Source organism: Myroides phaeus, assembly GCF_900099675.1.
Classification (GTDB): Bacteria; Bacteroidota; Bacteroidia; order Flavobacteriales; family Flavobacteriaceae; genus Flavobacterium; species Flavobacterium phaeum.
This window is the reverse complement of sequence record NZ_FNDQ01000026.1, coordinates 1-26,576: the sequence shown is the minus strand read 5'-3', so window position 1 is coordinate 26,576 and position 26,576 is coordinate 1. Positions and strand designations below refer to the sequence as shown.

General features: G+C 34.2%; 39 protein-coding genes. 3 read left to right on the top strand and 36 right to left on the bottom strand.

Annotated elements, in window-relative coordinates; genetic code table 11:
- Positions 1 to 140: 140 nt before the first annotated feature.
- The 35 genes from BLT46_RS11375 to rpsL all read right to left on the bottom strand — a co-directional run bounded on the left by BLT46_RS11375 (position 141) and on the right by rpsL (position 21,356).
- Positions 141 to 1,427: a citrate synthase gene (locus BLT46_RS11375; RefSeq protein WP_090410241.1), complete on the bottom strand. Its 1,287-nt coding sequence runs from the start codon at positions 1,425 to 1,427 to the stop codon at positions 141 to 143.
- 373 nt (positions 1,428 to 1,800) lie between these two features.
- Positions 1,801 to 3,090, bottom strand: a complete 1,290-nt coding sequence (gene eno / locus BLT46_RS11370) for a phosphopyruvate hydratase (RefSeq protein ID WP_090410240.1) — start codon at positions 3,088 to 3,090, stop codon at positions 1,801 to 1,803.
- A 102-nt stretch (positions 3,091 to 3,192) separates the two neighbouring features.
- The gene (carA, locus tag BLT46_RS11365) at positions 3,193 to 4,311 is read right to left on the bottom strand and encodes a glutamine-hydrolyzing carbamoyl-phosphate synthase small subunit (RefSeq protein WP_090410239.1); all 1,119 of its coding nucleotides are present in this window, start codon (positions 4,309 to 4,311) and stop codon (positions 3,193 to 3,195) included.
- Between the two features lie 97 nt (positions 4,312 to 4,408).
- The gene (rplQ, locus tag BLT46_RS11360; protein WP_090410238.1) at positions 4,409 to 4,870 is read right to left on the bottom strand and encodes a 50S ribosomal protein L17; all 462 of its coding nucleotides are present in this window, start codon (positions 4,868 to 4,870) and stop codon (positions 4,409 to 4,411) included.
- Positions 4,871 to 4,901: 31 nt separating this feature from the next.
- On the bottom strand, positions 4,902 to 5,894 hold the full coding sequence (locus BLT46_RS11355; RefSeq protein ID WP_006259471.1) for a DNA-directed RNA polymerase subunit alpha: 993 nt from the start codon (positions 5,892 to 5,894) through the stop codon (positions 4,902 to 4,904).
- Between the two features lie 25 nt (positions 5,895 to 5,919).
- Complete coding sequence (rpsD, locus tag BLT46_RS11350; protein ID WP_090410237.1) at positions 5,920 to 6,525, bottom strand: 30S ribosomal protein S4; 606 nt, start codon at positions 6,523 to 6,525, stop codon at positions 5,920 to 5,922.
- Positions 6,526 to 6,610: 85 nt separating this feature from the next.
- Positions 6,611 to 6,994 carry a 30S ribosomal protein S11 gene (gene rpsK / locus BLT46_RS11345; RefSeq protein ID WP_090410236.1) on the bottom strand — a complete coding sequence of 128 codons (384 nt, stop codon included), beginning with the start codon at positions 6,992 to 6,994 and terminating at the stop codon, positions 6,611 to 6,613.
- A gap of 11 nt (positions 6,995 to 7,005) precedes the next feature.
- The gene (rpsM, locus tag BLT46_RS11340) at positions 7,006 to 7,380 is read right to left on the bottom strand and encodes a 30S ribosomal protein S13 (protein WP_090410235.1); all 375 of its coding nucleotides are present in this window, start codon (positions 7,378 to 7,380) and stop codon (positions 7,006 to 7,008) included.
- A 2-nt stretch (positions 7,381 to 7,382) separates the two neighbouring features.
- Positions 7,383 to 7,499, bottom strand: a complete 117-nt coding sequence (gene ykgO / locus BLT46_RS11335; RefSeq protein WP_002987490.1) for a type B 50S ribosomal protein L36 — start codon at positions 7,497 to 7,499, stop codon at positions 7,383 to 7,385.
- Positions 7,500 to 7,512: 13 nt separating this feature from the next.
- Entirely contained in the window at positions 7,513 to 7,728 is a 216-nt protein-coding gene (gene infA / locus BLT46_RS11330; protein WP_090410234.1) for a translation initiation factor IF-1, read from the bottom strand.
- 6 nt (positions 7,729 to 7,734) lie between these two features.
- On the bottom strand, positions 7,735 to 9,081 hold the full coding sequence (secY, locus tag BLT46_RS11325) for a preprotein translocase subunit SecY (RefSeq protein ID WP_090410233.1): 1,347 nt from the start codon (positions 9,079 to 9,081) through the stop codon (positions 7,735 to 7,737).
- A gap of 16 nt (positions 9,082 to 9,097) precedes the next feature.
- Positions 9,098 to 9,550, bottom strand: coding sequence for a 50S ribosomal protein L15 (rplO, locus tag BLT46_RS11320; RefSeq protein ID WP_090410232.1), 453 nt, complete (start codon positions 9,548 to 9,550; stop codon positions 9,098 to 9,100).
- An 11-nt stretch (positions 9,551 to 9,561) separates the two neighbouring features.
- Entirely contained in the window at positions 9,562 to 9,744 is a 183-nt protein-coding gene (gene rpmD / locus BLT46_RS11315) for a 50S ribosomal protein L30 (protein WP_090410231.1), read from the bottom strand.
- A gap of 12 nt (positions 9,745 to 9,756) precedes the next feature.
- A complete protein-coding gene (gene rpsE / locus BLT46_RS11310) occupies positions 9,757 to 10,281 on the bottom strand; it encodes a 30S ribosomal protein S5 (protein WP_090410230.1) in 525 nt (174 codons plus the stop codon).
- Positions 10,282 to 10,287: 6 nt separating this feature from the next.
- On the bottom strand, positions 10,288 to 10,638 hold the full coding sequence (rplR, locus tag BLT46_RS11305; RefSeq protein WP_090410229.1) for a 50S ribosomal protein L18: 351 nt from the start codon (positions 10,636 to 10,638) through the stop codon (positions 10,288 to 10,290).
- Positions 10,639 to 10,649: 11 nt separating this feature from the next.
- Positions 10,650 to 11,192: a 50S ribosomal protein L6 gene (gene rplF / locus BLT46_RS11300; RefSeq protein WP_090410228.1), complete on the bottom strand. Its 543-nt coding sequence runs from the start codon at positions 11,190 to 11,192 to the stop codon at positions 10,650 to 10,652.
- 17 nt (positions 11,193 to 11,209) lie between these two features.
- Positions 11,210 to 11,608, bottom strand: a complete 399-nt coding sequence (gene rpsH, locus BLT46_RS11295) for a 30S ribosomal protein S8 (RefSeq protein ID WP_090410227.1) — start codon at positions 11,606 to 11,608, stop codon at positions 11,210 to 11,212.
- 22 nt (positions 11,609 to 11,630) lie between these two features.
- Positions 11,631 to 11,900 (bottom strand): 30S ribosomal protein S14, encoded by a 270-nt coding sequence (gene rpsN, locus BLT46_RS11290; protein ID WP_090410226.1) that lies wholly within the window; start codon positions 11,898 to 11,900, stop codon positions 11,631 to 11,633.
- A 2-nt stretch (positions 11,901 to 11,902) separates the two neighbouring features.
- Positions 11,903 to 12,454: a 50S ribosomal protein L5 gene (rplE, locus tag BLT46_RS11285; RefSeq protein WP_090410225.1), complete on the bottom strand. Its 552-nt coding sequence runs from the start codon at positions 12,452 to 12,454 to the stop codon at positions 11,903 to 11,905.
- A gap of 2 nt (positions 12,455 to 12,456) precedes the next feature.
- Positions 12,457 to 12,771: a 50S ribosomal protein L24 gene (gene rplX / locus BLT46_RS11280; RefSeq protein WP_090410224.1), complete on the bottom strand. Its 315-nt coding sequence runs from the start codon at positions 12,769 to 12,771 to the stop codon at positions 12,457 to 12,459.
- A 12-nt stretch (positions 12,772 to 12,783) separates the two neighbouring features.
- Positions 12,784 to 13,152 carry a 50S ribosomal protein L14 gene (gene rplN / locus BLT46_RS11275; RefSeq protein ID WP_090410223.1) on the bottom strand — a complete coding sequence of 123 codons (369 nt, stop codon included), beginning with the start codon at positions 13,150 to 13,152 and terminating at the stop codon, positions 12,784 to 12,786.
- A gap of 2 nt (positions 13,153 to 13,154) precedes the next feature.
- Positions 13,155 to 13,412: a 30S ribosomal protein S17 gene (gene rpsQ / locus BLT46_RS11270; protein WP_090410222.1), complete on the bottom strand. Its 258-nt coding sequence runs from the start codon at positions 13,410 to 13,412 to the stop codon at positions 13,155 to 13,157.
- Between the two features lie 17 nt (positions 13,413 to 13,429).
- Positions 13,430 to 13,621: a 50S ribosomal protein L29 gene (gene rpmC, locus BLT46_RS11265; RefSeq protein ID WP_090410221.1), complete on the bottom strand. Its 192-nt coding sequence runs from the start codon at positions 13,619 to 13,621 to the stop codon at positions 13,430 to 13,432.
- A 12-nt stretch (positions 13,622 to 13,633) separates the two neighbouring features.
- A complete protein-coding gene (rplP, locus tag BLT46_RS11260; protein ID WP_090410220.1) occupies positions 13,634 to 14,053 on the bottom strand; it encodes a 50S ribosomal protein L16 in 420 nt (139 codons plus the stop codon).
- Between the two features lie 18 nt (positions 14,054 to 14,071).
- A complete protein-coding gene (gene rpsC, locus BLT46_RS11255; protein ID WP_090410219.1) occupies positions 14,072 to 14,791 on the bottom strand; it encodes a 30S ribosomal protein S3 in 720 nt (239 codons plus the stop codon).
- Between the two features lie 8 nt (positions 14,792 to 14,799).
- Positions 14,800 to 15,210, bottom strand: coding sequence for a 50S ribosomal protein L22 (rplV, locus tag BLT46_RS11250; protein WP_090410218.1), 411 nt, complete (start codon positions 15,208 to 15,210; stop codon positions 14,800 to 14,802).
- Positions 15,211 to 15,219: 9 nt separating this feature from the next.
- On the bottom strand, positions 15,220 to 15,498 hold the full coding sequence (rpsS, locus tag BLT46_RS11245) for a 30S ribosomal protein S19 (protein WP_090410217.1): 279 nt from the start codon (positions 15,496 to 15,498) through the stop codon (positions 15,220 to 15,222).
- An 11-nt stretch (positions 15,499 to 15,509) separates the two neighbouring features.
- Positions 15,510 to 16,334 (bottom strand): 50S ribosomal protein L2, encoded by an 825-nt coding sequence (gene rplB / locus BLT46_RS11240; RefSeq protein WP_090410216.1) that lies wholly within the window; start codon positions 16,332 to 16,334, stop codon positions 15,510 to 15,512.
- A 10-nt stretch (positions 16,335 to 16,344) separates the two neighbouring features.
- A complete protein-coding gene (gene rplW / locus BLT46_RS11235; RefSeq protein ID WP_090410215.1) occupies positions 16,345 to 16,635 on the bottom strand; it encodes a 50S ribosomal protein L23 in 291 nt (96 codons plus the stop codon).
- 7 nt (positions 16,636 to 16,642) lie between these two features.
- Positions 16,643 to 17,272, bottom strand: a complete 630-nt coding sequence (gene rplD / locus BLT46_RS11230) for a 50S ribosomal protein L4 (RefSeq protein ID WP_090410214.1) — start codon at positions 17,270 to 17,272, stop codon at positions 16,643 to 16,645.
- Positions 17,272 to 17,889, bottom strand: coding sequence for a 50S ribosomal protein L3 (rplC, locus tag BLT46_RS11225; protein ID WP_090410213.1), 618 nt, complete (start codon positions 17,887 to 17,889; stop codon positions 17,272 to 17,274). The genes rplD and rplC overlap by 1 nt, the downstream gene beginning before the upstream one ends.
- 105 nt (positions 17,890 to 17,994) lie before the next feature.
- Positions 17,995 to 18,300 carry a 30S ribosomal protein S10 gene (rpsJ, locus tag BLT46_RS11220; protein ID WP_006259497.1) on the bottom strand — a complete coding sequence of 102 codons (306 nt, stop codon included), beginning with the start codon at positions 18,298 to 18,300 and terminating at the stop codon, positions 17,995 to 17,997.
- A 16-nt stretch (positions 18,301 to 18,316) separates the two neighbouring features.
- Positions 18,317 to 20,452, bottom strand: a complete 2,136-nt coding sequence (fusA, locus tag BLT46_RS11215; protein WP_090410212.1) for an elongation factor G — start codon at positions 20,450 to 20,452, stop codon at positions 18,317 to 18,319.
- A 21-nt stretch (positions 20,453 to 20,473) separates the two neighbouring features.
- The gene (gene rpsG, locus BLT46_RS11210; protein WP_090410211.1) at positions 20,474 to 20,950 is read right to left on the bottom strand and encodes a 30S ribosomal protein S7; all 477 of its coding nucleotides are present in this window, start codon (positions 20,948 to 20,950) and stop codon (positions 20,474 to 20,476) included.
- 25 nt (positions 20,951 to 20,975) lie between these two features.
- On the bottom strand, positions 20,976 to 21,356 hold the full coding sequence (rpsL, locus tag BLT46_RS11205) for a 30S ribosomal protein S12 (protein ID WP_090410210.1): 381 nt from the start codon (positions 21,354 to 21,356) through the stop codon (positions 20,976 to 20,978).
- 445 nt (positions 21,357 to 21,801) lie between these two features.
- Here rpsL and rlmB point away from each other — a divergent pair, with 445 nt between their 5' ends.
- Together rlmB and BLT46_RS11195 are read left to right on the top strand one after the other, a co-directional pair.
- Positions 21,802 to 22,536, top strand: a complete 735-nt coding sequence (gene rlmB, locus BLT46_RS11200; RefSeq protein WP_090410209.1) for a 23S rRNA (guanosine(2251)-2'-O)-methyltransferase RlmB — start codon at positions 21,802 to 21,804, stop codon at positions 22,534 to 22,536.
- 1 nt (position 22,537) lies between these two features.
- Entirely contained in the window at positions 22,538 to 23,581 is a 1,044-nt protein-coding gene (locus BLT46_RS11195; protein WP_090410247.1) for a hypothetical protein, read from the top strand.
- 34 nt (positions 23,582 to 23,615) lie between these two features.
- Here the strand turns inward: BLT46_RS11195 and BLT46_RS11190 are convergent, their stop codons facing one another.
- Positions 23,616 to 24,428: a rhomboid family intramembrane serine protease gene (locus BLT46_RS11190; RefSeq protein WP_090410208.1), complete on the bottom strand. Its 813-nt coding sequence runs from the start codon at positions 24,426 to 24,428 to the stop codon at positions 23,616 to 23,618.
- A gap of 766 nt (positions 24,429 to 25,194) precedes the next feature.
- Between BLT46_RS11190 and BLT46_RS11185 the strand changes: the two genes are divergently transcribed.
- Complete coding sequence (locus tag BLT46_RS11185) at positions 25,195 to 26,472, top strand: replication-associated recombination protein A (protein WP_090410207.1); 1,278 nt, start codon at positions 25,195 to 25,197, stop codon at positions 26,470 to 26,472.
- Positions 26,473 to 26,576: the final 104 nt, after the last annotated feature.

Below are 26,576 nucleotides of genomic sequence, written 5' to 3'. Positions count from 1 at the left end.
AATCAACTCAATAAATATTGTATCAAATAAATAAAAGCCCAGAAAAAGACCCTAAAATTTGACTATTTATTTACCTTATTTTAAACAAAAAAAAGAGGGTGACGCATGATCACCCTCTCATAATTTATAACATAAAGTTATTATTTTCTTTCATCAATTGGAACAAAACTTCTCAAAGCTTCCCCTACATATAACTGGCGAGGTCTTCCAATTGGCTCTTTATTAATTCTCATTTCTTTCCATTGAGCAATCCAACCTGGTAAACGTCCAATAGCGAACATTACAGTGAACATTTCAGTTGGAATACCTAATGCTCTATAAATAATTCCTGAATAGAAATCAACATTAGGATATAAATGTCTTTCAACGAAATAAGGATCTTTTAATGCAGCTTCTTCTAATTTCTTAGCAATCTCTAAAACTGGATCATCAACTCCTAATTTACTCAACACTTCATCTGCAGCTTTTTTGATTATACGAGCTCTTGGGTCAAAGTTTTTATAAACTCTATGCCCGAATCCCATCAATCTAAAAGCATCATCCTTATCTTTTGCTTTTGCAATGTACTTATCAACATCACCACCATCATTTTGAATAGCTTCTAACATTTCAAGTACTGCTTGGTTAGCACCACCGTGTAATGGTCCCCATAAAGCAGAAACACCGGCAGAAACAGATGCAAAAAGACCTGCGTGAGATGAACCAACAATTCTTACAGTAGAAGTAGAACAGTTTTGCTCATGATCAGCATGCAAAATAAATAACTTATCTATTGCATTTTTAATTACAGGATCAATTTCATACGGTTGAGTTGGCAAAGCGAACATTAGACGTAAGAAGTTATCTACATAACTTTTAGTATTATCATAATAGTTTAATGGATAACCTTTAGCTTTTCTATGAGTCCAAGTTGCAATAACTAAAAACTTACTCATAGTCTTACATACTGCATCATATAAATCTTTCTCACAATCAGCATTGACAACTTTTGGATTAAAAGCAGTTAAAGCACTTGTTAAAGAAGCTAATACTCCCATAGGGTGTGCAGTCTTTGGAAAACCATCTATGATATTCTTCATTTCTTCATTAACTAAAGAATGTCTTCTAATATCATTTTCAAATTTCTCAATTTGCTCTTTAGTAGGTAATTCACCAAAGATAATTAAATATGCTACTTCTAAAAAGTTTGATTTACCAGCTAAATCTTCAATCGAGTATCCTCTATACCTTAAAATTCCTTTTTCACCATCAAGAAAAGTAATTGCACTTTTACAAGACCCAGAATTCTTATAACCTGGATCATAAGTGATAGCCCCTGTTAATGCACGTAATTTAAGGATATCAATTGCTACTTCATCTTCTGTACCAACTAACACTGGAAATTCGTGTCTTTGACCATCAACTTCTATATAAGCTGTTTTAGACATATTGTTATTATTTTATTTTTTCATTACTAAATTAAATCTTTGCTATTTATTAAAAACCAAAGAAATTCAGAAGGAAAGATACGACTTATTATGCATACATACAAGTTTAAACACAACCTAAATGCGTAGAATTATACTTAAAAAATCAGCTTTGACATAGAACGATACCATATCGAAATTTAACCTAAAGTATATTTCATTTTTCATACTAAAAATCTTAAAAAACAAAAGAAATACAAACCCAAAAAATTAGAAAAAAGAAAGCTTTTATACCATTACTAAGATTCATATTCATATAGAGAAAAACTAAAAACAAAAAAGAGCGATAACATTGTCTTGTTATCGCTCTTTACTATATAATAAATATAATATCTTATTTTACTTTAAAAGCATTGCTTTGAGGATAGTAAGCAACATCACCTAATTCCTCTTCAATTCTAAGTAATTGATTATACTTAGCCATACGATCAGAACGAGAAGCAGAACCTGTCTTAATTTGCCCACAATTTAAAGCTACAGCTAAATCAGCGATTGTACTATCCTCTGTTTCACCAGAACGGTGAGACATTACTGATGTATAACCAGCATTTTTAGCCATATTAACAGCTGCAATAGTTTCTGTTAAAGTACCTATTTGGTTAACCTTAATTAAAATCGAATTTGCAATATTACCTTCAATACCTTTTGATAAACGCTCAACATTAGTAACAAATAAATCATCTCCAACTAATTGTACTTTATCTCCAATTCTTTCCGTTAAATACTTCCATCCTTCCCAATCATCCTCTTGCATACCATCTTCTATAGAAATAATAGGATATTTTGCTGCTAATTCAGCAAGATAATCAGCTTGTTCTTTAGACGTACGTACTTTACCTAAATCACCTTCAAACTTAGTATAATCATACTTTCCATCAACATAAAATTCAGACGCTGCACAGTCTAAAGCTATCATAATTTCATCACCAAATCTATATCCTGCATTTTCAACAGCTTTCTTGATAGAGTCTAATGCATCTTCAGTACCTTTTAAAGTTGGTGCAAAACCACCTTCATCACCAACAGCAGTACTCAACCCTCTTTCATGAAGAACATTTTTCAAGTGATGAAAAATTTCCGTTCCCATCTGCATAGCATGTGTAAAAGTAATAGCTTTCACAGGCATAATCATAAACTCTTGAAATGCAATAGGTGCATCTGAATGAGAACCTCCGTTAATGATATTCATCATAGGAACAGGTAGAGTATTAGCAGAAACACCACCTACATAGCGATACAAAGGAATATTCAATTCTGCTGCTGCTGCTCTAGCTACTGCAAGAGAAACACCTAAGATTGCATTTGCTCCTAAATTACCTTTATTTGAAGTTCCATCAAGTTCAATCATTAATTGATCAATAGTATTTTGTTCAAAAACACTAACACCAACTACATGTTCAGCAATAATATTATTCACATTATCGACTGCTTTCAAAACTCCTTTACCCATAAATGCTTTTCCACCATCACGTAACTCTACAGCTTCGTGTTCACCAGTAGATGCTCCAGAAGGAACAGCAGCTCTACCTAAAAAACCATTTTCAGTAACTACATCAACTTCAACAGTAGGATTACCTCTTGAATCTAAGATTTGACGTGCATGCACACTTACAATTGTACTCATATATTGTGTCTTAAAATTTAGTATAAACAAATTTACAAATTAAAAAAGTGGTATTCCTATATTTCACCAAAATACTACTAAAAAACAAAAAAAAAGAGCTTATTAAGCTCCCTTCTTTTTGATCATACTTTGTACGAACTCATCAAATAAATATCTTGAATCGTGTGGTCCAGGACTTGATTCAGGGTGATACTGTACAGAAAATACTTCTCTATCAATCATTTTCATACCTGCAACAGTTCCATCATTTAAATGAACATGCGTTAATTCTAAATTAGGATGTCTATCCAATGCTGCTTTTTCAATAGCAAAACCATGATTTTGAGAAGTAATCTCACCTCTTCCTGTTTCTTTGTTCATAATAGGATGATTAACACCTCTATGCCCACTAAACATCTTAAAAGTAGAAACCCCTTGTGAAAGACCAATCAACTGATGCCCTAAACAAATTCCGAAAACTGGCTTACCAGAATCAATAACCTTGTTCACCGTATCTAAAACACCAAGCGATGCTAGTGCTTTAGGATCACCAGGCCCATTAGATAGGAAATAACCATCAGCTTCAAAAGCTTCTAACTCAGCAAAGGAAACATTATAAGGGAATACCTTTACAAAACAATCTCTCTCATCGAAGCAACGTAAAATATTAGTTTTAATACCAAAATCTATTGCCGCAACTTTAAAACTTGCAGAACTATTTCCAAAAGTATAAGCCTCTTTTGTAGAAACTTTCGATGAAAGTTCTAAACCATCCATTGAAGGAACATTATTTAGTAATTCTTTCAATTCAGAAACAGACTTACCATCAGTTGAAATAATTGCATTCATAGCTCCGTTATCACGAATATGAGCTGTTAAAGCACGAGTATCTACATCTGAAATAGCAACTAAATTTGCCTCTTTCAAATACGTTAGTAAATCAGAATTAGAGTCAACACGTGAATGATTAAAACTAAAATTCTTACAAACTAAACCAGCAATCTTAATACCATCCGAATCAACTTCATTATTATTAACTCCATAATTACCAATATGTGCAGTAGTAGCTAACATAATTTGACCAAAATAAGATGGGTCAGTGAATATCTCTTGATATCCTGTCATACCAGTATTAAAACAAATCTCACCAAATGCAGTCCCCTCAATACCAATTGACTTACCATAAAAAACTGTACCATCTTTTAAAACTAAAAGAGCCTTTTTTCTTTCTATATATTCCATAATAAAGTTGTGTTGTATGAATTACAAAAATAAAAAAAAAGGACAACCCTAAAAGGGTGTCCTTTAATATAATTAATAATAAATAATTTTAAAAAAACTATTCATTAGTATTTGCTTCAGTTGCAGGAGCTTCAGTTGCTTTTTTCTTACCTCTACGAGTGTTAGATTTTTTAGCATCTTTCTTAGCAACGTTATAGATTTCGTTGAAATCTACTAATTCGATCATTGCCATATCAGCGTTATCACCTAAACGGTTTCCTAACTTAATGATACGAGTATATCCACCTGGACGATCTCCAACTTTTTGAGCAACTTCTCTAAAAAGTTCAGTAACAGCCTCTTTGTTTCTTAAGTAAGAAAAAACAACGCGACGGTTATGAGTATCGTCAGTTTTAGATTTAGTTACTAATGGTTCAATAAACTGTTTCAAAGCTTTAGCTTTAGCAACAGTAGTATTGATACGCTTGTGCTCGATTAAAGAACAAGCCATATTAGCCAACATAGAATTTCTATGTCCAGCTTTTCTACCTAAATGATTTATTTTCTTTCCGTGTCTCATTTCTTTCTAGAATTTAGACTTAAAGTCTATATTATTCTTTATCTAATTTGTATTTTGATAGATCCATCCCGAAATTAAGCCCTTTAACAGCAACTAACTCTTCTAATTCAGAAAGAGATTTCTTACCGAAATTTCTAAACTTCATTAAGTCATTTTTGTTAAATGAAACTAAGTCTCCTAATGTATCTACTTCAGCCGCTTTCAAACAATTCAATGCTCTAACTGAAAGATCAAGATCTACCAATTTAGTTTTTAGAAGCTGTCTCATATGAAGAGATTCCTCGTCATAAGATTCAGTTTGTGCAATTTCATCAGCCTCCAAAGTAATTCTCTCATCAGAAAATAACATAAAGTGGTGAATCAAAGTTTTTGCAGCTTCTGTTAACGCATCTTTTGGATGAATAGAACCATCTGTAATAATGTCAAACACTAACTTTTCGTAATCAGTTTTTTGTTCAACACGATAGTTTTCTATAGCATACTTAACGTTCTTAACTGGAGTATAAATTGAGTCAGTAAAGATAGTACCAATAGGTGCATTAGGTTTTCTATTCTCTTCAGCTGGTACATAACCTCTTCCCTTCTCAATAGTAAGATCCATATTAATAGTTACATTACTATCCATGTTACAGATAACCAATTCTGGATTCAGAATTTGGAAACTTGAAATAAATTTCTGGAAGTCTCCTGCAGTTAACTGTTCTTTACCAGAGAAAGAAATACTTACAGTTTCATTATCTACATCCTCTATTTGACGTTTAAAACGAACTTGTTTTAGGTTAAGAATGATTTCAGTAACATCCTCAACTACACCAGCGATAGTAGAAAACTCATGATCCACACCCTCGATACGAACTGAAGTAATAGCATATCCTTCAAGTGAAGAAAGAAGAACTCTTCTTAATGCATTACCTATAGTCAATCCATATCCCGGTTCTAAAGGTCTAAATTCGAATTTACCCTTAAAATCGGTCGAATCAATCATGATAACTTTATCGGGCTTTTGAAAATTAAATATTGCCATATTTGTTTCGACTGAATGTCAATTATTATTTGTTGTACAACTCTACGATTAACTGTTCTTTGATGTTTTCTGGAACTTGAAGTCTTTGAGGTACAGAAACGAAAGTACCTTCTAAAGTTTCAGGATTCCAAGTAATCCATTCGTAAACAGCACTAGAATTAGATAATGAACGTTCGATAATCTCTAGAGATTTTGATTTAGCACGAACAGCTACTTTATCACCAGGTTTCAATTGATATGAAGGAATGTTTACCAATTCTCCATTTACAGTAATATGTCTATGAGAAACAATTTGACGAGCAGCTCTACGAGATGGAGCAATACCCATTCTATAAACTACGTTGTCTAATCTTGACTCACATAATTGAATTAAAACTTCACCAGTAACACCACGAGCAGCAGAAGCTTTCTTGAATAAGTTACTGAATTGTTTTTCTAAAATACCATAAGTATATTTAGCTTTTTGTTTCTCCATTAATTGGACAGCATATTCAGATTTTTTACCTCTTTTCTTTGCTAATCCGTGTTGCCCTGGAGGGTAGTTTCTTTTTTCGAATGATTTATCATCACCGAAGATTGCTTCTCCAAACTTACGAGCGATTTTCGTTTGTGGACCAGTATATCTTGCCATTTCTAAAAATTAAAAAAAGGTAGGGATTATGAATTCAGGTCACTTTCCTCCGATAATCTTTTCCTACCTTAGGTTATACTATAAATTAAACTCTTCTTCTTTTCGGAGGACGACATCCGTTATGTGGCATTGGAGTAATATCGATAATCTCAGTTACTTCAATTCCGTTGTTATGTAAAGATCTGATAGCAGATTCTCTTCCATTACCTGGTCCTTTTACATAAACTTTAACTTTTTTCAATCCTGCCTCAAGTGCAACTTTACCGCAATCTTCTGCAGCCATTTGAGCAGCGTAAGGAGTGTTCTTTTTAGAACCTCTGAATCCCATTTTACCTGCTGATGACCAAGAAATCACTTCACCTTTTTTATTAGTCAATGAAATGATGATATTGTTAAATGTCGCATTAATATGAGCCTCACCTGTTGCTTCAACAAGTACTTTACGCTTTTTTGTATTCGCTTTAGCCATATTACTACTTATTATTTAGTTGCTTTTTTCTTGTTAGCAACAGTTTTTCTTTTACCTTTTCTTGTTCTAGAGTTGTTCTTAGTTCTTTGTCCTCTTAATGGAAGACCAGATCTATGACGGATACCTCTGTAGCATCCGATATCCATTAAACGTTTGATGTTTAAAGAAATCTCTGAACGTAATTCACCTTCAATTGTGAAATGAGAAACAGCTTCACGAATAGCTCCGATCTCGTCATCATTCCATTCTTGAACTTTTTTATCTTCGCTAACTTGCGCTCTTCCAAGAATTTCTTTAGCTCTGCTTGAACCAATTCCGAAGATATAAGTTAAAGCAATAACTCCTCTTTTGTGTTTAGGTATGTCTACCCCTGCGATTCTTGCCATAATTATCCTTGTCTTTGTTTAAATCTAGGATTCTTTTTATTAATAACGTAAAGTCTACCTTTTCTACGTACTATAATGCACTCGGCACTTCTTTTTTTAACTGATGCTCTTACTTTCATTTTAATAGCCTCTTTAATATCTATAAGTAATTCTTGCTTTGGTCAAATCGTAAGGGCTCATTTCCAATTTAACTCGGTCACCTGGTAACAACTTAATGTAGTGCATACGCATTTTTCCAGATATATGAGCGATTACTATATGTCCATTTTCTAATTCCACACGGAACATTGCATTTGATAATGCTTCAATGATTGAACCGTCTTGTTCTATTGCTGATTGTTTTGCCATAAAAAATTAAGCTATTGCTTTCCTATTTTTACCACTCGTCATCATACCATCATACTGTTTATTCAGCAAGTATGAATTAACTTGTTGTATTGTATCGATTACAACACTAACCATAATCAATAACGACGTTCCACCGTAAAACATTGCCCAACCTTGTTGAACTCCTAATAAACTAACTACAATAGCAGGAAATATTGCTATCAAAGCCAGATAAAGAGACCCTGGGAATGTAATTAACGACATAATTCTATCTAAGTAGTCAGCTGTGTCAGAACCAGGCTTAACACCAGGAATAAAACCACCACTTCTCTTTAGATCGTCTGCCATTTTATTAGTAGGTACTGTAATTGCGGTGTAAAAGTACGTAAAAATTATGATTAATAAAGCAAAAAGTAAATTATACTGCCATCCGAACACATTATGGAATGTAGAACTGATTGATTTAGCAGTATCAGAAGTTGATAAACCAGCAACTGCTGCTGGCACGAACATAATTGCTTGTGCAAAAATGATCGGCATAACTCCTGAAGCATTTAGCTTTAAAGGGATCCACTGACGATTACCGCCTAACATAGATTGATCATAAGTCCCCGAAGCACTTCTTCTTGCATATTGAACCGGTATACGTCTCACTGCAAGAGTTAAATAGATACAAGCAACAATGATTAACAACCATAAAATTACTTCTATAACCACCAACATTGGTCCTCCATTATTATCTGTAATTCTTGATTGGAATTCTTGGATGAAAGACATTGGAAGTCTTGCAATAATACCAACCATAATCAATAATGAAATACCATTTCCAATACCTTTATCAGTAATTTTCTCACCTAACCACATTGCAAAAATAGTTCCGGTAACTAGTATAATTACTGAAGAAAACAAGAATGAGAAAGAATTGAAACCTAACAAAAATGCATCTGATGGTAGTTGGACATACAAGTTATAGATATAGCTAGGTCCTTGTAATAAAGTAATACCAATAGTTAACCATCTTGTTATCTGGTTCATTTTCTTTCTACCGCTTTCCCCATCATTTTGGAGTTTCTGAAGATAAGGAACCGCAATTCCCATCAACTGAACAACAATGGAAGCAGAAATATAAGGCATAATACCTAATGCAAATACAGATGCTTGCGAAAATGCACCACCTGTAAAAACATTAATCAACCAACCAATACCTTGGTCAGTTTGCTCTGTTAAAGCTTGCAATTTCGTTGCGTCAATACCTGGAAGGGTTACTTGTGTACCAAAACGGTACACAAGTAATAATCCCAATGTTATCAAGATTTTGTTCTTCAACTCCTCTATTTTCCAAATACTGGCTAATGTTTCAAAAAACTTCTTCATCTTGTTTATTAAGATTTTATAACTTTACAATTTCTCCTCCAGCTGCCTCGATTGCTTCAATAGCAGATGCTGAAAACTTGTGTGCAGAAACTTTCAATTTTGCTTTGATTTCTCCACGCCCTAAAACCTTAACCAAACTATTCTTAGAAGTTAATCCTAACTCAACTAAAAGAGCAAAATCAACAGTATCTGTAATTACTCCGCTATCAACTAAAGACTGTAATTTCTCTAAGTTAATAACATCATACTCTACTCTATTGATATTTTTGAAACCAAATTTAGGAACACGTCTTTGAAGTGGCATTTGCCCTCCTTCAAATCCGATCTTTTTAGAATATCCTGAACGTGATTTAGCTCCTTTATGTCCTTTTGTAGAAGTTCCTCCTTTTCCAGAACCTTCACCACGACCAACACGTTTGTTTTGGTTGTGTACTGAACCGTTAGCTGGTTGTAAATTACTTAAATTCATACTTTACAATATTATTTAATTTCTTCTACAGAAACTAAGTGTTGAACTTTATTTACCATTCCTAAAATAGCAGATGTAGACTCATGTTCTACTACCTGTCCCATTTTACGAAGTCCTAAAGCCTCTAATGTTCTCTTTTGATTAAGAGGACAATTAATTTGGCTTCTTACTTGTTTTACTTTAATCTTTGACATAATTCTTTCAAATTAACCTTTAAATACTTTTTCTAAAGAAATTCCTCTTTGTTTTGCAACTGTAGAAGCACTTCTTAGGCGTAATAAAGCATCGAAAGTAGCTTTCACCACGTTATGTGGGTTAGAAGAACCTTGAGATTTAGATAATAAATCCGTGATTCCTACAGATTCCACAACCGATCTTACAGAACCTCCAGCGATAACTCCAGTACCTAAAGATGCAGGCATCAATAGAACTCTAGCTCCACTAAATTTTCCTTTTTGTTCGTGAGGAATAGTATGTCCGTTTAAAGGAATTCTAACTAGATTTTTCTTAGCATCCTCTACTGCTTTAGCGATTGCTTCAGAAACGTCTTTTGATTTACCCAAACCATGACCCACTACACCGTTTTCATCACCTACAACAACTACAGCTGAGAATCCAAAAGCTCTTCCCCCTTTAGTTACTTTGGTAACACGATTTACACTAACCAAACGATCTTTTAAATCAAGACCAGTTGGTTTTACAAATTCTACGTTTTTATAATTTTGATACATAACTAATTAGAATTTTAATCCAGCTTCTCTAGCTCCTTCTGCTAATGATTTAACACGTCCGTGGTATAAATAACCGCCTCTATCAAAAGATACAGTTTCAACCCCAGCTTTTAAAGCCTTCTCTGCAATTAGTTTCCCAACCGATGCAGCAGTTTCAATATTGGTTCCTCTTGTTATACCTGCTTCTCTTGAAGATGCTGCAGCTAGAGTTACTCCATTCACGTCATCTATAACTTGTGCATAGATTTCTTTATTACTTCTGAAAACAGAAAGTCTTGGTTGAGCAGGAGTACCGCTAACTGTCTTTCTGATTCTGAATTTTATACGTTGTCTTCTCTCAGATTTTGTTAATGACATAGTCTTAATTTTTAAGCTGATTTACCTGCTTTTCTTCTTAACTCTTCACCCACAAACTTGATACCTTTACCTTTGTAAGGTTCTGGTTTACGGTATGAACGGATTTTAGCTGCAACTTGACCAACTAATTGTTTGTCAAATGAAGTTAATTTAATGATAGGGTTTTTACCTTTTTCAGATATAGTCTCCACACTAACTTCTGGCGCAACATTCAACACAATATTGTGAGAGAATCCTAAAGCTAAATCTAATTTTTGTCCTTGATTAGAAGCACGATATCCTACCCCAACCAATTCTAAACTGATAGTAAATCCTTCAGAAACACCAGTGATCATGTTATTAATTAAACTACGGTATAATCCGTGTTTAGCTCTTTCTTCTTTTGCATCAGAAGAACGCTCAACAATAACTTGATTTTCTTCAACTTTAACACTAACTGTATTAAATTCCTGAGTAAGTTCTCCTAATTTACCTTTTACAACAACTTCTCCTTCGTTAACTGTTACAGTTACACCAGCAGGAATTGCTATTGGACTTTTTCCTATTCTTGACATCTCTTAGTCTTTTTAAATTAGTATACGTAACAAACTACTTCTCCACCAACGTTTAATTGTTTCGCTTGTTTTCCTGTCATCAATCCTCTTGAAGTTGACACGATAGCGATTCCTAAACCATTTAAGATTCTTGGAAGGTCTGTTGCAGAAGCGTATTTACGCAAACCTGGTTTACTAATTCTTTGGATATCTCTAATTACAGACTCTTTCGTGTCTTTATCATATTTAAGAGCTATTTTGATTGTACCTTGAACTGTACTGTCATCAAATTTATAGCTTAAGATATATCCTTGATCGAATAAAATTTTTGTGATTTCTTTTTTGAAATTAGATGCTGGGATTTCAACCACTTTGTGGTTTGCTCTAACAGCGTTTCTAACTCTTGTAAGGAAATCTGCTATTGGATCTGTATACATTGTTTTTACCTTTAAATCTTAATTACCAACTTGCCTTTTTAACACCAGGTATTAACCCATTGTTTGCCATCTCACGGAAAGTAACACGAGAAATACCGAATTGACGCATATACCCTCTTGGTCTACCTGTCAATTTACATCTGTTGTGTAAACGTACTGGTGAAGCATTTTTAGGTAACAGTTGTAATCCTTCGTAGTCACCTGCCTCTAAAAGAGCTTTTCTTTTAGCAGCATATTTATCTACTAATGCCTGTCTTTTAACCTCACGGGCTTTCATTGATTCTTTAGCCATACTTAATTCTTTTTAAAAGGTAATCCTAATTCAGCAAGTAAAGATTTCGCTTCTTTATCTGTATTAGCAGATGTAACGAAAGTGATATCAAAACCAGCGATTTTGTTTACTTTATCGATGTTGATTTCAGGGAAAATGATTTGCTCAGTAACTCCTAAGTTATAATTTCCTCTTCCGTCAAATCCATCAGATTTAATACCAGAAAAATCTCTAACTCGTGGTAAAGCTGAAGTAACTAAACGGTCTAAAAACTCGTACATTTTCTCTCCACGTAACGTTACTTTTGCCCCAATTGGCATTCCTTTTCTTAATTTGAAAGAAGCAACGTCTTTCTTAGAAATTGTCGCAACTGCTTTCTGTCCTGTGATTTTAGTTAACTCCTCAACAGCGTAATCAACTAATTTTTTGTCAGAAACAGCAGCACCAACTCCACGGCTAACAACGATTTTCTCAAGTTTAGGAACTTGCATTACGTTTTTATAACCGAATTCCTCAGTAAGAGCAGAGATAACTCTGCTTTTATATTCTTCTTTAAGTCTTGGTATATAAGCCATAACTATAATACTTGATTTGATTTTTTAGAAACTCTTACATTTTTTCCATTCTCTTCTTTGATAGCTACTTTAGTAACTTCATTAGTCTTAGGATCAACGATCGCTAAGTTAGAGATATGAATCGGAGCTTCTTTTTTAACAATTCCACCTTGAGGGTTAGAAGCACTTGGCTTAACATGTTTTGAAATCATGTTAACTCCTTCAACAATAGCTTTGTTCTTTTCACGTAATACACGTACGATTTTACCTTCTGATCCTTTGTGATCTCCAGCGATAACTCGTACTGTATCTCCTGTTTTTATCTTTAGCTTAATCATGTTTAGAACGAATTACAACACCTCAGGTGCTAATGATACAATTTTCATGAATTGTCTTTCACGAAGTTCTCTTGCTACTGGACCAAAAACACGAGTTCCTTTCATCTCACCTGCAGCATTCAATAATACACAAGCGTTATCATCGAATCTGATGTAAGATCCATCAGCTCTTCTCACTTCTTTTTTGGTACGCACAACTACTGCAGTTGAAACAGCTCCTTTTTTAACGCTTCCGTTTGGAGTTGCTTCTTTAATAGAAACTACAATTTTATCACCTACAGAGGCATAACGACGTTTCGTTCCTCCTAAAACACGGATAGTCAAAACTTCTTTTGCTCCAGTGTTATCTGCTACTTTAAGTCTAGATTCTTGTTGTACCATAATTATTTCGCTCTTTCAATGATTTCAACTAATCTCCAACATTTAGATTTAGATACTGGACGAGTCTCCATAATCTTAACTGTATCTCCAATGTTGCAGTCATTTGTTTCGTCGTGTGCAACGTATTTCTTCGTTTTCAACACGAACTTACCATATAATGGGTGTTTTACTCTTTTTACTTCAGCTACAACGATAGATTTCTCCATTTTGTTGCTAGTAACAACACCTATTCTTTCTTTTCTTAATTTTCTATTTTCCATCTTTCGGCAAAATACAATTATTGTAACTCTCTTTTGCTTAGTTCAGTTTTAACTCTTGCAATACTTCTTCTAATTGATTTAATTTGAAGAGGATTCTCGATTGGAGAAACTGCATGAGAAGACTTTAAGCTGTTATATGTGCTAGTCAACTGGTTTAGTTGATCTTGTAATTCAGCTACAGATAGATTTACTATTTCTGATTGTTTCATGATAAAATTTTATTATGCTTCGAAATCTCTAGCAATTACAAATTTAGTTTTTACAGGAAGTTTTTGAGCTGCAAGACGCAACGCTTCTTTAGCTACTGAAATTGGCACTCCACCAACTTCGAACATGATTCTTCCTGGTTTTACCACAGCAACCCAGTATTCTACTGCACCTTTACCTTTACCCATACGTACTTCGAGAGGTTTCTTAGTGATCGGTTTGTCTGGGAAAATTTTAATCCATAACTGCCCTTCACGTTTCATAAAACGAGTAGCAGCGATACGCGCTGCCTCGATTTGACGTGAAGTAATAAATGCAGAGTCCATAGATTTGATTCCAAACATACCATTTGAAAGTTCATGCCCTCTTTGAGAAATCCCTTTCATTTTACCTTTCTGTACCTTACGGTATTTTGTTCTTTTAGGCTGTAACATTTTTCTTCAGTTTAAAAATTACTTTCTTTTGCGTGGGTTAGATTTACCTTTTGGAGACCCTGATGATTTGGATTGTTTTTTATCCATACCAGCTAACGGAGAAAGATCTCTTTTACCGTAAACTTCACCTTTCATGATCCACACTTTGATTCCCATTCTACCGTAAGTAGTGTGAGCTTCTGCAAGTGCATAATCAATATCAGCTCTGAAAGTTGATAATGGAATTCTTCCCTCTTTGAATGTTTCAGAACGTGCCATTTCAGCTCCGTTTAAACGACCAGAAATCATAACTTTGATTCCTTCTGCATTCATTCTCATCGCTGCAGCCATAGCCATACGGATAGCTCTACGGTAAGAAATTCTGTTTTCGATTTGACGAGCGATACTAGCAGCCACTAAATATCCATCAATCTCAGGACGTTTAATTTCAAAGATGTTGATTTGAACTTCCTTATCAGTAATCTTTTTCAATTCTTCTTTTAACTTGTCTACCTCTTGTCCACCTTTTCCGATAATGATACCAGGTCTAGCAGTAGTGATAGTAACGGTTACAAGTTTCAAAGTTCTCTCAATGATTACTTTAGATACACTAGCTTTTGATAAACGAGCATGGATGTACTTTCTGATTTTGTGATCTTCAGCGATTTTATCACCGTAGTCGTTTCCACCATACCAGTTTGAGTCCCATCCTCTGATAATACCAAGACGATTCCCGATTGGATTAGTTTTTTGTCCCATACTGTTTACTAATTGCTTTGTGTGTTATTATTAGATCCTAATACGATTGTAACGTGATTAGAACGTTTTCTGATTCTGTGTGCTCTTCCTTGAGGTGCTGGACGAAGTCTTTTCAACATCATACCACCATCAACTCTGATTTCTTTAACGATCAATCCAGCTTCTTCAATGTTTGAATCACTGTTTTTCGCTTGCCAGTTTGCAATAGCAGACAAAAGTAATTTCTCTAATTTACGAGAAGCTTCTTTTGAACTGAATCTTAATATATTTAGAGCTTTTTCTACTTTCTGACCTCTTACTAAATCCGCAACTAAGCGCATTTTTCTAGGAGAAGTAGGGCAATTGTTTAGCTTAGCAAAAGCAACTTGCTTATTAGCTTCTTTAACTTGCTCTGCTCTTTCTCTTTTACGAACTCCCATAGCTTCTTATTATTTTTTACCTTTATTCTTTGCACCAGCGTGACCTCTAAAAGATCTTGTTGGCGAAAACTCACCTAATTTATGTCCTACCATGTTCTCTGTAACATACACAGGAACAAATTGACGACCATTATGTACTGCAATAGTTTGTCCAACGAAGTCTGGAGTAATCATAGAAGCTCTTGACCAAGTCTTGATAACTCCTTTACCACCAGCTTCAACATTTTGTTGAACCTTTTTCTCTAATTTGAAGTGAACATAAGGTCCCTTTTTTAACGAACGTGCCATGTCTTAATCTTTTATTTCTTTCTACGTTCAACGATATACTTATTACTCGCCTTAACTTTAGAACGAGTTCTGTACCCTTTAGCAGGCATTCCATTTCTAGAACGTGGGTGTCCTCCTGACGAACGACCTTCTCCACCTCCCATTGGGTGATCTACTGGGTTCATTGCTACTGGTCTAGTTCTAGGTCTTCTTCCTAACCATCTTGATCTACCAGCTTTACCTGAAACGATTAATTGGTGATCGTGATTAGAAACAGCTCCGATAGTAGCCATACACTCTAATAAAATCAAACGGATCTCTCCAGAAGGCATTTTAATTGTAGCGTATTTACCATCTCTAGCAACTAATTGAGCAAAAGTTCCTGCTGAACGAGCGATAACAGCACCTTGTCCAGGGCGTAACTCGATACAAGAAATAACTGTTCCTAATGGAATAGTTTTTAAAGTCATTGCATTTCCAACTTCTGGTGAAGCATCAGGTCCTGAAACTACAGTTTGTCCAACTTTCATACCGCTTTGAGCAATGATGTATGATTTAGCTCCATCTGCATAAGCGATCAATGAAATGAACGCTGATCTGTTTGGATCATACTCGATTGTCTTAACAGTAGCTGGGATACCTGCTTTAGTTCTTTTGAAATCTACAACACGGTATCTTTGCTTATGACCACCACCCATGTAGCGCATGGTCATTTTTCCTTGACTATTTCTACCTCCAGATTTTTTTTTCGGTGCTAGTAAACTACGCTCCGGCTTATCAGTTGTTATAGCGTCAAAACTATTTACAACTCTAAAACGCTGACCTGGGGTAATAGGTTTTAATTTTCTAACTGACATTACTTATTAATTAGATATTTGAATAAAAGTCTATACTTTCTCCTTCTTTCAATTCAACTATTGCTTTTTTATAAGCATTAGTTTTAGCGTTGATCATTCCACTTTTAGTGTACTTAACAGAACGCTCAGCACCGTAGTTCATAGTATTTACACTAACAACAGTAACTCCATAAGCTGCCTCAACAGCTTTTTTAATCTCAATTTTGTTAGCTTTTCTATCAACTACAAAACCAAAGCGGCCGAAAATTTCGCCGTCTTTAGTTATTTTTTCTGTAATTATAGGCTTAATTAAAACACTCATCTTCCTATTATTTACTTAAATTTTCAACAATTCCTGCTACAGATCCTTCAGTCAACACTAAACTACCTGCGTTTAAAACAGCGTAAGTGCTTAATTCTGAGTTAGTTACAACAGCAGACTTCTCTAAATTGCGTGATGACAAATATACATTATTATTTGATTCACCCAACACAAATAGAGATTTTTTATTTTCCAACCCTAAAGCATTCAAAACGTTAATGAATTTTTTAGTACTTGGTGCTTCGAAATTAAAGTCTTCAACAACGATTAAATTTGATTCTTTCATCATGATAGAGAAAGCAGATTTTCTCGCTAAACGTTTTAAACTTTTGTTTAATTTGAAAGAGTAGTTTCTTGGTCTTGGTCCGAAGATTCTTCCCCCTCCTCTGAAAACTGGAGACTTGATACTTCCCGCTCTCGCTGTACCAGTTCCTTTTTGTTTTTTAATCTTACGAGTACTACCAGATATCTCAGCTCTTTCTTTAGCTTTATGAGTACCTTGTCTTTGATTTGCTAAATATTGTTTAACATCAAGATATACTGCGTGATTGTTTGGTTCTATACCGAATACTGAATCTAAAAGTTCAACTTTTCTTCCAGTATCTTTTCCTGTGATATCTAAAACTTTTACTTCCATTACTTCTGAACGATTACATAAGAGTTTTTGTGTCCAGGAATAGCTCCTTTAACAACAAGTAGATTTTTATCAGCAACTACTTTTAAAACTCTAAGGTTTTGTACTGTTACATTTACTCCTCCAGTTCTTCCCGCCATGCGCATTCCTTTGAATACTCTTGATGGGTAAGAAGAAGCTCCTACAGATCCTGGTGCTCTTAAACGGTTCTTTTGTCCGTGAGTAACTTGACCTACTCCACCGAAACCGTGACGTTTAACAACCCCTTGGAATCCTTTTCCTTTAGACACACCTTGAACGTCTACAAATTCACCTTCAGCGAACAAATCAACAGTGATAACATCACCTAATTTGTAATCACCTTCGAATTCTTTGATTTCAACAACTTTTCTTTTAGCAGATGTTCCAGCTTTCTTAAAGTGACCTAACTCAGCTTTAGTAGCATGTTTCTCTGTCTTGTCATCGAAACCAAGTTGTAACGCTTCATACCCGTCAACCTCATTGGTTCTGACTTGGGTAACGACATTTGGACCTAATTCGATTACTGTACAAGGAAGGTTTTTCCCGTTTTCATCGAAAATACTTGTCATGCCGATTTTTTTACCAATTAACCCAGACATAAATATTTATTTAAAATTTATTTTTCAATTTAAAAGAACTAAGTATTGAGGCAATTACCTCAATACTTAGCTATAAAATTTTTGTTTCGAACTAAGCGTTATTTATCACACTTTGATTTCAACTTCTACTCCACTTGGTAACTCTAATTTCATTAAAGCATCAATTGTTTTAGAAGATGAAGAATAGATATCTAACAATCTTTTGTAAGAACTTAATTCAAACTGCTCTCTTGCTTTTTTGTTCACGTGAGGAGAACGAAGAACAGTAAATATTTTTTTGTGTGTTGGTAACGGAATTGGTCCTGTTACTACTGCACCTGTACTTTTTACAGTTTTTACGATTTTCTCAGCTGATTTATCAACCAACATATGATCGTAAGATTTTAATTTTATTCTGATTTTTTGACTCATTTTTCTCTAACTAAGATTATGCGTTTCCTTTAGCTTTTGCAATAACTCCTTCAGAAATATTAGAAGGTGTTTCTGCATAATGAGAGAACTCCATTGTAGAAGTAGCTCTACCTGATGATAATGTTCTTAATGTAGTAACATAACCAAACATTTCTGATAATGGAACTGAAGCTTTAACAACTTTAGAACCAGCTCTATCATCCATGCTGTTGATTTGTCCACGACGACGGTTTAAGTCACCTACAATATCACCCATGTTTTCTTCTGGAGTTAACACTTCTAACTTCATGATTGGCTCAAGAATAACAGCTCCTGCAGCTTTTGCAGACTCTTTATATCCCATTTTAGCAGCTAATTCGAAAGATAAAGCATCAGAGTCAACTGCGTGGAAAGATCCATCAGTTAAAGTAACTTTCATAGAATCCATTTCGAATCCTGCTAAAGGTCCTTGTTTCATTGCTTCTCTAAATCCTTTTTCTACTGAAGGAATATATTCTTTTGGTACGTTACCACCTTTAACCTCATTAACGAATTGTAATCCAACTGCTGGTTTACCATCAACGTCTTCTGCAGGTCCAATTTTGAAAACGATATCAGCGAATTTACCACGTCCACCAGATTGTTTTTTATAAACTTCTCTGTGTTGTGCATCACGTGTAAGAGCCTCTTTGTACTCTACTTGTGGTTCACCTTGGTTAACTTCTACTTTAAACTCACGTTTCATACGGTCGATTAACACGTCTAAGTGTAACTCTCCCATACCAGAAATTACTGTTTGTCCAGAAGCATGGTCAGTTTTCACTGTAAACGTTGGATCTTCCTCAGCTAATTTAGCTAAAGCAGTACCCATTCTATCCATATCCGCTTTTGTTTTTGGCTCAATAGCGATACCAATTACAGGATCTGGGAAAATCATACTTTCTAAAACGATTGGGTTTTTCTCATCACATAGAGTATCTCCAGTTTTGATATCTTTAAACCCTACAGCAGCTCCAATATCTCCAGCCTCAATATATTCGATTGGATTTTGTTTGTTAGCGTGCATTTGGTAGATACGAGAAATACGCTCTTTATTACCAGAACGAGTATTCAATACGTAAGAACCTGCATCTAAGTGTCCTGAATAAGTTCTAAAGAAAGCTAAACGACCTACGAATGGGTCAGTAGCAATTTTAAACGCTAATGCAGAGAACGGCTCTGTTACAGATGGTTTACGTACGATTGGCTCTTCAGTATCAGGATCTGTTCCTTCAATACCTTCCTTATCCATTGGAGAAGGTAAGTAACGACAAACAGCGTCTAACATAAACTGAACACCTTTGTTTTTGAATGAAGATCCACAAGTCATTGGAATGATACTCATATCCAAAGTTGCAGCTCTTAATGCAGCGTGGATTTCGTCCTCAGAAATTGATTCCTCATCCATCATATATTTTTCTAAAAGGTTTTCGTCATAAGCCGCAACCTCTTCGATTAATTGACCTCTGTATTGTTTAACATCATCAACCATGTCAGCAGGAATCTCAACAACATCAAATGTAGAACCATGGTTCTCATCATGCCATACGATTGCTCTGTTTTTAACTAAGTCAACGATACCTTTGAAATCTGCTTCATCACCAATTGGTAAAACAATCGGCACTGCGTTTGATTTCAACATATCTTTAACTTGCTGACAAACAGCTAAGAAGTTAGCACCTTGACGGTCCATTTTATTTACAAACCCCATACGAGGTACTTTGTAATTATCAGCTAATCTCCAGTTAGTTTCTGATTGAGGCTCAACACCATCAACAGCACTAAATAAGAATACTAATCCATCTAATACACGTAAAGAACGGTTAACCTCTACTGTAAAGTCAACGTGTCCTGGAGTATCAATAATATTGAAGTGGTATTCCATTGATTCAGGCAATTTTGCCCCTTGATTCGTTGGGAAACTCCAAGTACAAGTAGTTGCAGCTGAAGTAATTGTAATACCTCTTTCTGCCTCTTGCTCCATCCAGTCCATAGTAGCAGATCCTTCGTGAGTCTCTCCCATTTTATGGTTTTTACCTGTATAGAACAAAATACGCTCTGTAGTAGTTGTTTTACCAGCATCGATGTGAGCAGCGATACCAATATTTCTTGTATATTTTAAATCTCTTGCCATTGTATATAGTTTCTGTATGGATTAAAATCTAAAGTGAGAGAATGCTTTATTAGCTTCAGCCATTTTATGAGTATCCATTCTCTTTTTAACAGCAGCTCCTTCTTCTTTAGCAGCAGCTAAAATTTCAGATGCTAATCTTGCAGCCATAGATTTCTCATTTCTTTTTCTCGCATACAAAATCATCCATTTCATTGCCATAGAGATCTTTCTATCCGGACGAATTTGCATTGGAATTTGGAATGTTGCTCCACCAACACGACGAGAACGAACCTCTACGTGTGGCATAACGTTAGTTAATGCATCTTTCCAAACATCTAATGAAGTTTTTTCTTCATCTTGTTTCTTTTCTTCTACGATTTCTAAAGCATCATAGAAAACTTTAAACGCTGTAGACTTTTTTCCATCCCACATCAAGTTATTAACGAAACGAGTTACTAACTGGTCATTAAATTTTGGATCTGGTAAAAGAGGTCTCTTTTTAGCCTGTCTTTTTCTCATGTCTGTTTCTTAAACGTTTATACGATTATTTTTTGTCTTTAGGGCGTTTAGCACCATATTTAGATCTTCTTTGAGTTCTACCGCTTACTCCAGCAGTATCCAAAGCTCCACGAACGATGTGGTATCTAACACCTGGTAAGTCTTTCACCCTTCCACCTCTAACTAATACTATCGAGTGCTCTTGTAAATTGTGTCCTTCTCCTGGGATGTAAGCGTTTACTTCATTACCATTTGTCAAACGTACCCTTGCAACTTTACGCATTGCAGAGTTAGGTTTTTTTGGTGTAGTAGTATAAACACGCGTACAAACACCTCTTCTTTGAGGACAAGAATCCAAAGCAACCGATTTACTCTTCTTAGTCAATTGGGTTCTCCCTGTTCTTACTAATTGTTGAATTGTTGGCATAATGTTTATTAATAATTTCTACAATATATTATTCCGCACTATATACGGGGTTGCAAATGTATAACTATTTTTTAATTATTCAAATCTCAAAACACTAATTTTCAATAGAATTAATTTTTTTTACCTATTCCTTTTAATACGAAAATGAACGTGTTTATCCTGAGCGTTTTTCAAACCCCCATATTACTTAGATTTATTCTGTATTTTTAGTTTTTGAATAGAAATACTTTTTGCATATTCAATATAAGAAAAATAATCCTAAAATCAAAAAAAATAACAACCCTCCTCCTTTACACTCTCTAAAAATGAATTCAAAATTCTAAAAAACAAGGCTTTACAAAAAAGTAAATCACAAAAAACATTCCAATAATTCTTTCCTTTTATAATTAGATAGCATTTAAATTTTCTTGTATTGTTGAACACAAAATATATTTACCTTTGCAAAATGGAACAGGACAATCAAATATTTGGTATTCGCGCAATTATCGAAGCCATAGAAGCAGGAAAAGACATTGATAAAGTATTTATTCAAAAAGATGCTCAAGGTGAGCTAATGAATGAGCTTATCAAAAACTTAAAAAAGAACAATATTAATTTTTCATATGTACCAATTGAGAAATTAAACAGACTTACTAAAAAAAATCACCAAGGTGCTATTGCTAACATTGCTCCTATTGCATTTGTTGCTTTAGAAACTTTAGTTGAATCTGTTTTAGAGAAAAAAGAAAAGCCTTTATTCATTATATTAGACCAATTATCGGATGCTCGTAACTTTGGAGCTATCATACGTACAGCTGTATGTTGTGGTGCAGACGGAATTATCGTTGGTAAAAATGGTGCTGCTCCTGTAAATGGAGATACTGTTAAGACATCTGCTGGGGCAGTTTTTAATATTCCTATTTGTAAAGTTGATCACATTAAAGATGCTGTGTTTTATTTACAAGGTTCTGGTGTAATCACTTTAGGTGCTACTGAAAAAGCTGAAAAGGAAATTTACGACGTGGATCTAAACGTGCCTTTAGCTATTATTATGGGTAGTGAAGATAAAGGAATTAATCCTTCTGTATTAAAAATTATTGACGAGAAAGCCAAACTACCAATGTTTAGTGTAATTGATTCATTAAACGTATCTGTTGCTTGTGGTGCTTTCTTATATGAAACTATCAGACAAAGAAGATAATTTGAAAAAGACTAAACTACAAAAGAAGCCTAATTTTCCAGTTAATCAAGAACTTGAAGCGTACTTAGAAAAATACAGTCGTATTACTAAGACCAGTATTTTCTATGATGACTTAATGCGCTTTTGTGGTTTTATCAATTTAGAAGATTCGAAGGGAAATGATACACTTTGGTTAAGAGTTTATTACCCTGAACACGAATACAAAGAAATTGAAGCAAGTCTAACTAAAATATACACCTTACTTCACTCTGACGGAGATGAACAAACATTGCCATTCTTAACAATTGACAGCATTGACTTTTGTTCGTTTGGCAATTCAAAACCCTTTAGAATTAAAGTAAGAAATATTCTGAATGACAACTTTACAAATCTATATATCAAAAGAGCTGATGCTTCGAGAATATATGGTTTAGAATTAGAAGAGATGCTCTCGCCTTATCCAATGAACTTTTTGGTTTATAAGGAAACTTTAATTGAAGAGCACATCTTAGGAATTCCTGCTGATGTGTTTATAAAAGACCATTTGCCAAAATGTACTGAATTAGAAAAAGCGCAAATCTCTAAAGAGTTTGTAAAGTTCAATGAAAGATGTTTACTTGGTTTATTAGGTGATATGAGATCGTATAATTACGTTATTATTCCTACTCACGACTTTGACCAAGTAGTTTATAGAATACGTCCTATTGACTTTGATCAACAAAATTACGAAGGCAATTTAAAGTTTTATATGCCTCAGTTTTTTAAAGAGAATAGCACGGTAGTCATGATGGTTTTAGACAAACTAAAAGACAATTCAATAGAACAATATCGAAAAGAAGTCCGTTCCGTTTTAGTCAGAAGAGTTTTGAGTAACAAAGAACGATTTGATGACCTTATTGAGGTGATGAAAAAAGACACTATTTCAACTCTTGAAAACATAGATCATCTTAAACTCGATTTGTACAACTTGAGCCATGACAAACAATTCAAATACTGCTCTAATATGGGAGAAATATTAGAGACCACGATAAACTATGTTATTAAAAATTACAAAAGCGTCTTTTAACGAAGACGCTTTTTTCTTTTAATCCTATTGCTATTTAATGCTTCCCATTTTTAGCGAGAGCAATCATTAACTCTTCTAACAAGTCCTTTTTTTGCTTTACAGGGTATAGCTTATCATATATAATTGGCAGCGTAGAACGATAAGGATTTTTATAATCTCTTTCAACAACTACTTCTTTGGGAATTATTATAAAGTTCCCATCTTTATCAAAGCATTGCATAAATGGATCTCTACTTTCATCATAATCTGGTTTTTGCCATTCGTATTTGTAATACTTTTCAGGCATTTCGGGATTAGACAAAACAAAACTCAATATTAAACCGGTTATAAAACCACTTAAATGTCCTTCCCAAGAAATCCCCTCTTCAATCTCCGGGAACATATACCAAACTGTACCTCCATATAGAACAACTATCACTAAAGACAAAGCCATCAATCTAAAATATCTGGTTTGTACTCCTTTAAAAAAGATAAAGCTCACTAAAACATAAACCAAACCACTTGCCCCTATGTGAAAGCTCTCTCTTGCTATTAGCCAAGTACCAATACCCGAAAGTATAATACCAAAGCCTATTACTGCCCATACTTGTTTTTTATAGAAGTATTGAAGTAACGTTAGCAATACAAATAATGCAGCTGAATTATTATATAAATGTTTTAACCCTCCATGAATAAAAGGACTAAACAGAATACCTCGCAAGCCACTCAAAGTGCGGGGATAAATACCGTACCTATATAATTCTAAATAGTAGGTCCAATCAGCCCAGTAAACACCCCATATAATTACCACAGCAAAAAGAGGTAATAACAAAAGTGAAATTGTAAAAGGTGGATTCTTTTGATTCATCCTCCTAATTTAGTAACTATTGTGAATATTAAATAACAAAAGAAACTTTAATTGTTTTTTCTCATTTAATCTATTAACCAACGTAAAAGCCAGCTTTTAAAAAAAATAAAACCAAACCTCTAAGACACTTATAAATAGCGCTATCCCTGATAAACAAAGAAATTACCATTAATAAATTTACATACAATGCTCCCTTTATTATGTTGCTAACATTACCTAATAATAGTATTCTCTGACTCATATCTGAGTATTCTCCGTATTTACAAGGGTTAAGGGCCTTTAAGTCGGACCATTGTCGGACAATACTCAGACATCCTTTAGACAACCCTATATAAAAACTATAAGGTGTATTGCAAAAGATAAATCCATTAATCTCCGTACTTAAAGGGCTTACAGATAAATAATCTGTATAAGCTGACTCAAAAAAGCAACGTAATATTGTTCTATAAAAGCAATATAATCTCAGTTATTGGACTTATAATCTTTGAAAAAAAACGTCTTTTTGACTAAAAAAGCAATTATTAGTCCTGTTTTTGAACAAAAAAACCTTTAAAATCAGCTGTTTTTATTAAAAATAAATCATCGCGTTCTGCACTATATAGAAAAATAGCTATACACAATTGGTACTTCCTTTCCTTAAAGTTTTTTACCTTTAAACATATTTAAACACAACAAAAAACTGTTGCTTTAATCATAATAAACAGATTGTCGATGAAGTTTAAAAAAGCGTTGTATTTTTGTAAATAAAGTTTTTAAGAAAGATACTATGGAAGCACCTTTAGCAGAGAGAGTCAGACCGCATTCATTAGAAGACTATATTAGTCAATCCCATTTAGTGGGAGAAACAGGTATTCTGACCAATCAATTGAAAATGGGATTTATTCCTTCTCTTATCTTTTGGGGGCCTCCTGGTACTGGAAAAACTACATTAGCAGAAATTATAGCTAAAGAAAGTGAACGTCCTTTCTATGTGTTAAGTGCTATTAATGCTGGAGTTAAAGATATTCGTGAAGTAATTGATAAAGCCAAACAAAACACAGGCTTATTTACAGCTCGAAACCCTATCTTATTTATTGATGAAATTCATCGTTTTAGCAAATCTCAACAGGACTCTTTACTTGCTGCAGTTGAACGCGGATGGGTAACTTTAATTGGTGCAACAACAGAAAATCCCAGTTTTGAAGTAATACCAGCTTTACTTTCAAGATGTCAGGTTTACACACTTAATGCCTTTACTAAAGAAGATTTAAACGCACTACTTATTCGAGCTATTGCTAAAGACAAATTTTTACAATCAAAAGAAATAACTCTTAAAGAAACAGAAGCACTCTTTAGATTGTCGGGTGGTGATGGACGTAAACTTTTAAACACGTTTGAACTTATTATCAACGCAACAACAGCTGACAAGATTGAAATCAACAATGAGATGGTTATGAAAGTTGTTCAGAAAAACACTGTATTGTATGACAAAACTGGCGAACAACATTATGATATCATCTCGGCTTTCATCAAATCAATTAGAGGAAGTGATCCAAATGGTGCTGTTTATTGGTTAGCAAGAATGATTGAAGGAGGAGAAGATGTAAAGTTTATTGCAAGAAGGCTTGTTATTTCTGCATCTGAAGATATTGGAAATGCAAATCCTACTGCTCTAATTATGGCTACAAATACATTCCAAGCTGTTTCTGTTATTGGTTATCCTGAAAGTAGAATATTACTCAGCCAATGCGCTATTTATTTAGCTACATCGCCTAAAAGTAATTCAACCTATTTAGCTATTGGAAAAGCACAACAAGTAGTAAAACAAACGGGAGACTTATCGATTCCTATTCACTTGAGAAATGCCCCAACTAAATTAATGAAGGAATTAGGTTATGGAGAAGACTACAAATACTCACACGATTATTCGGGCAACTTCGTAGAACAGGAATACTTACCTAATGAGATTAGTGGTCTTGTACTTTACGAACCTGGAGATAATAGCAGAGAAAAGAGTACTCGTGAATTCTTGAAAAACAGATGGCAATTAAAATATAACTATTAAAGCTATAGATTGACTAGTCCTAAAATAGATTGACAAGTTTTTAAACAATACATCCAGAGGGATTTTCTCTCTGGATTTTTTTATGCACATAATTTGGAGTGAGC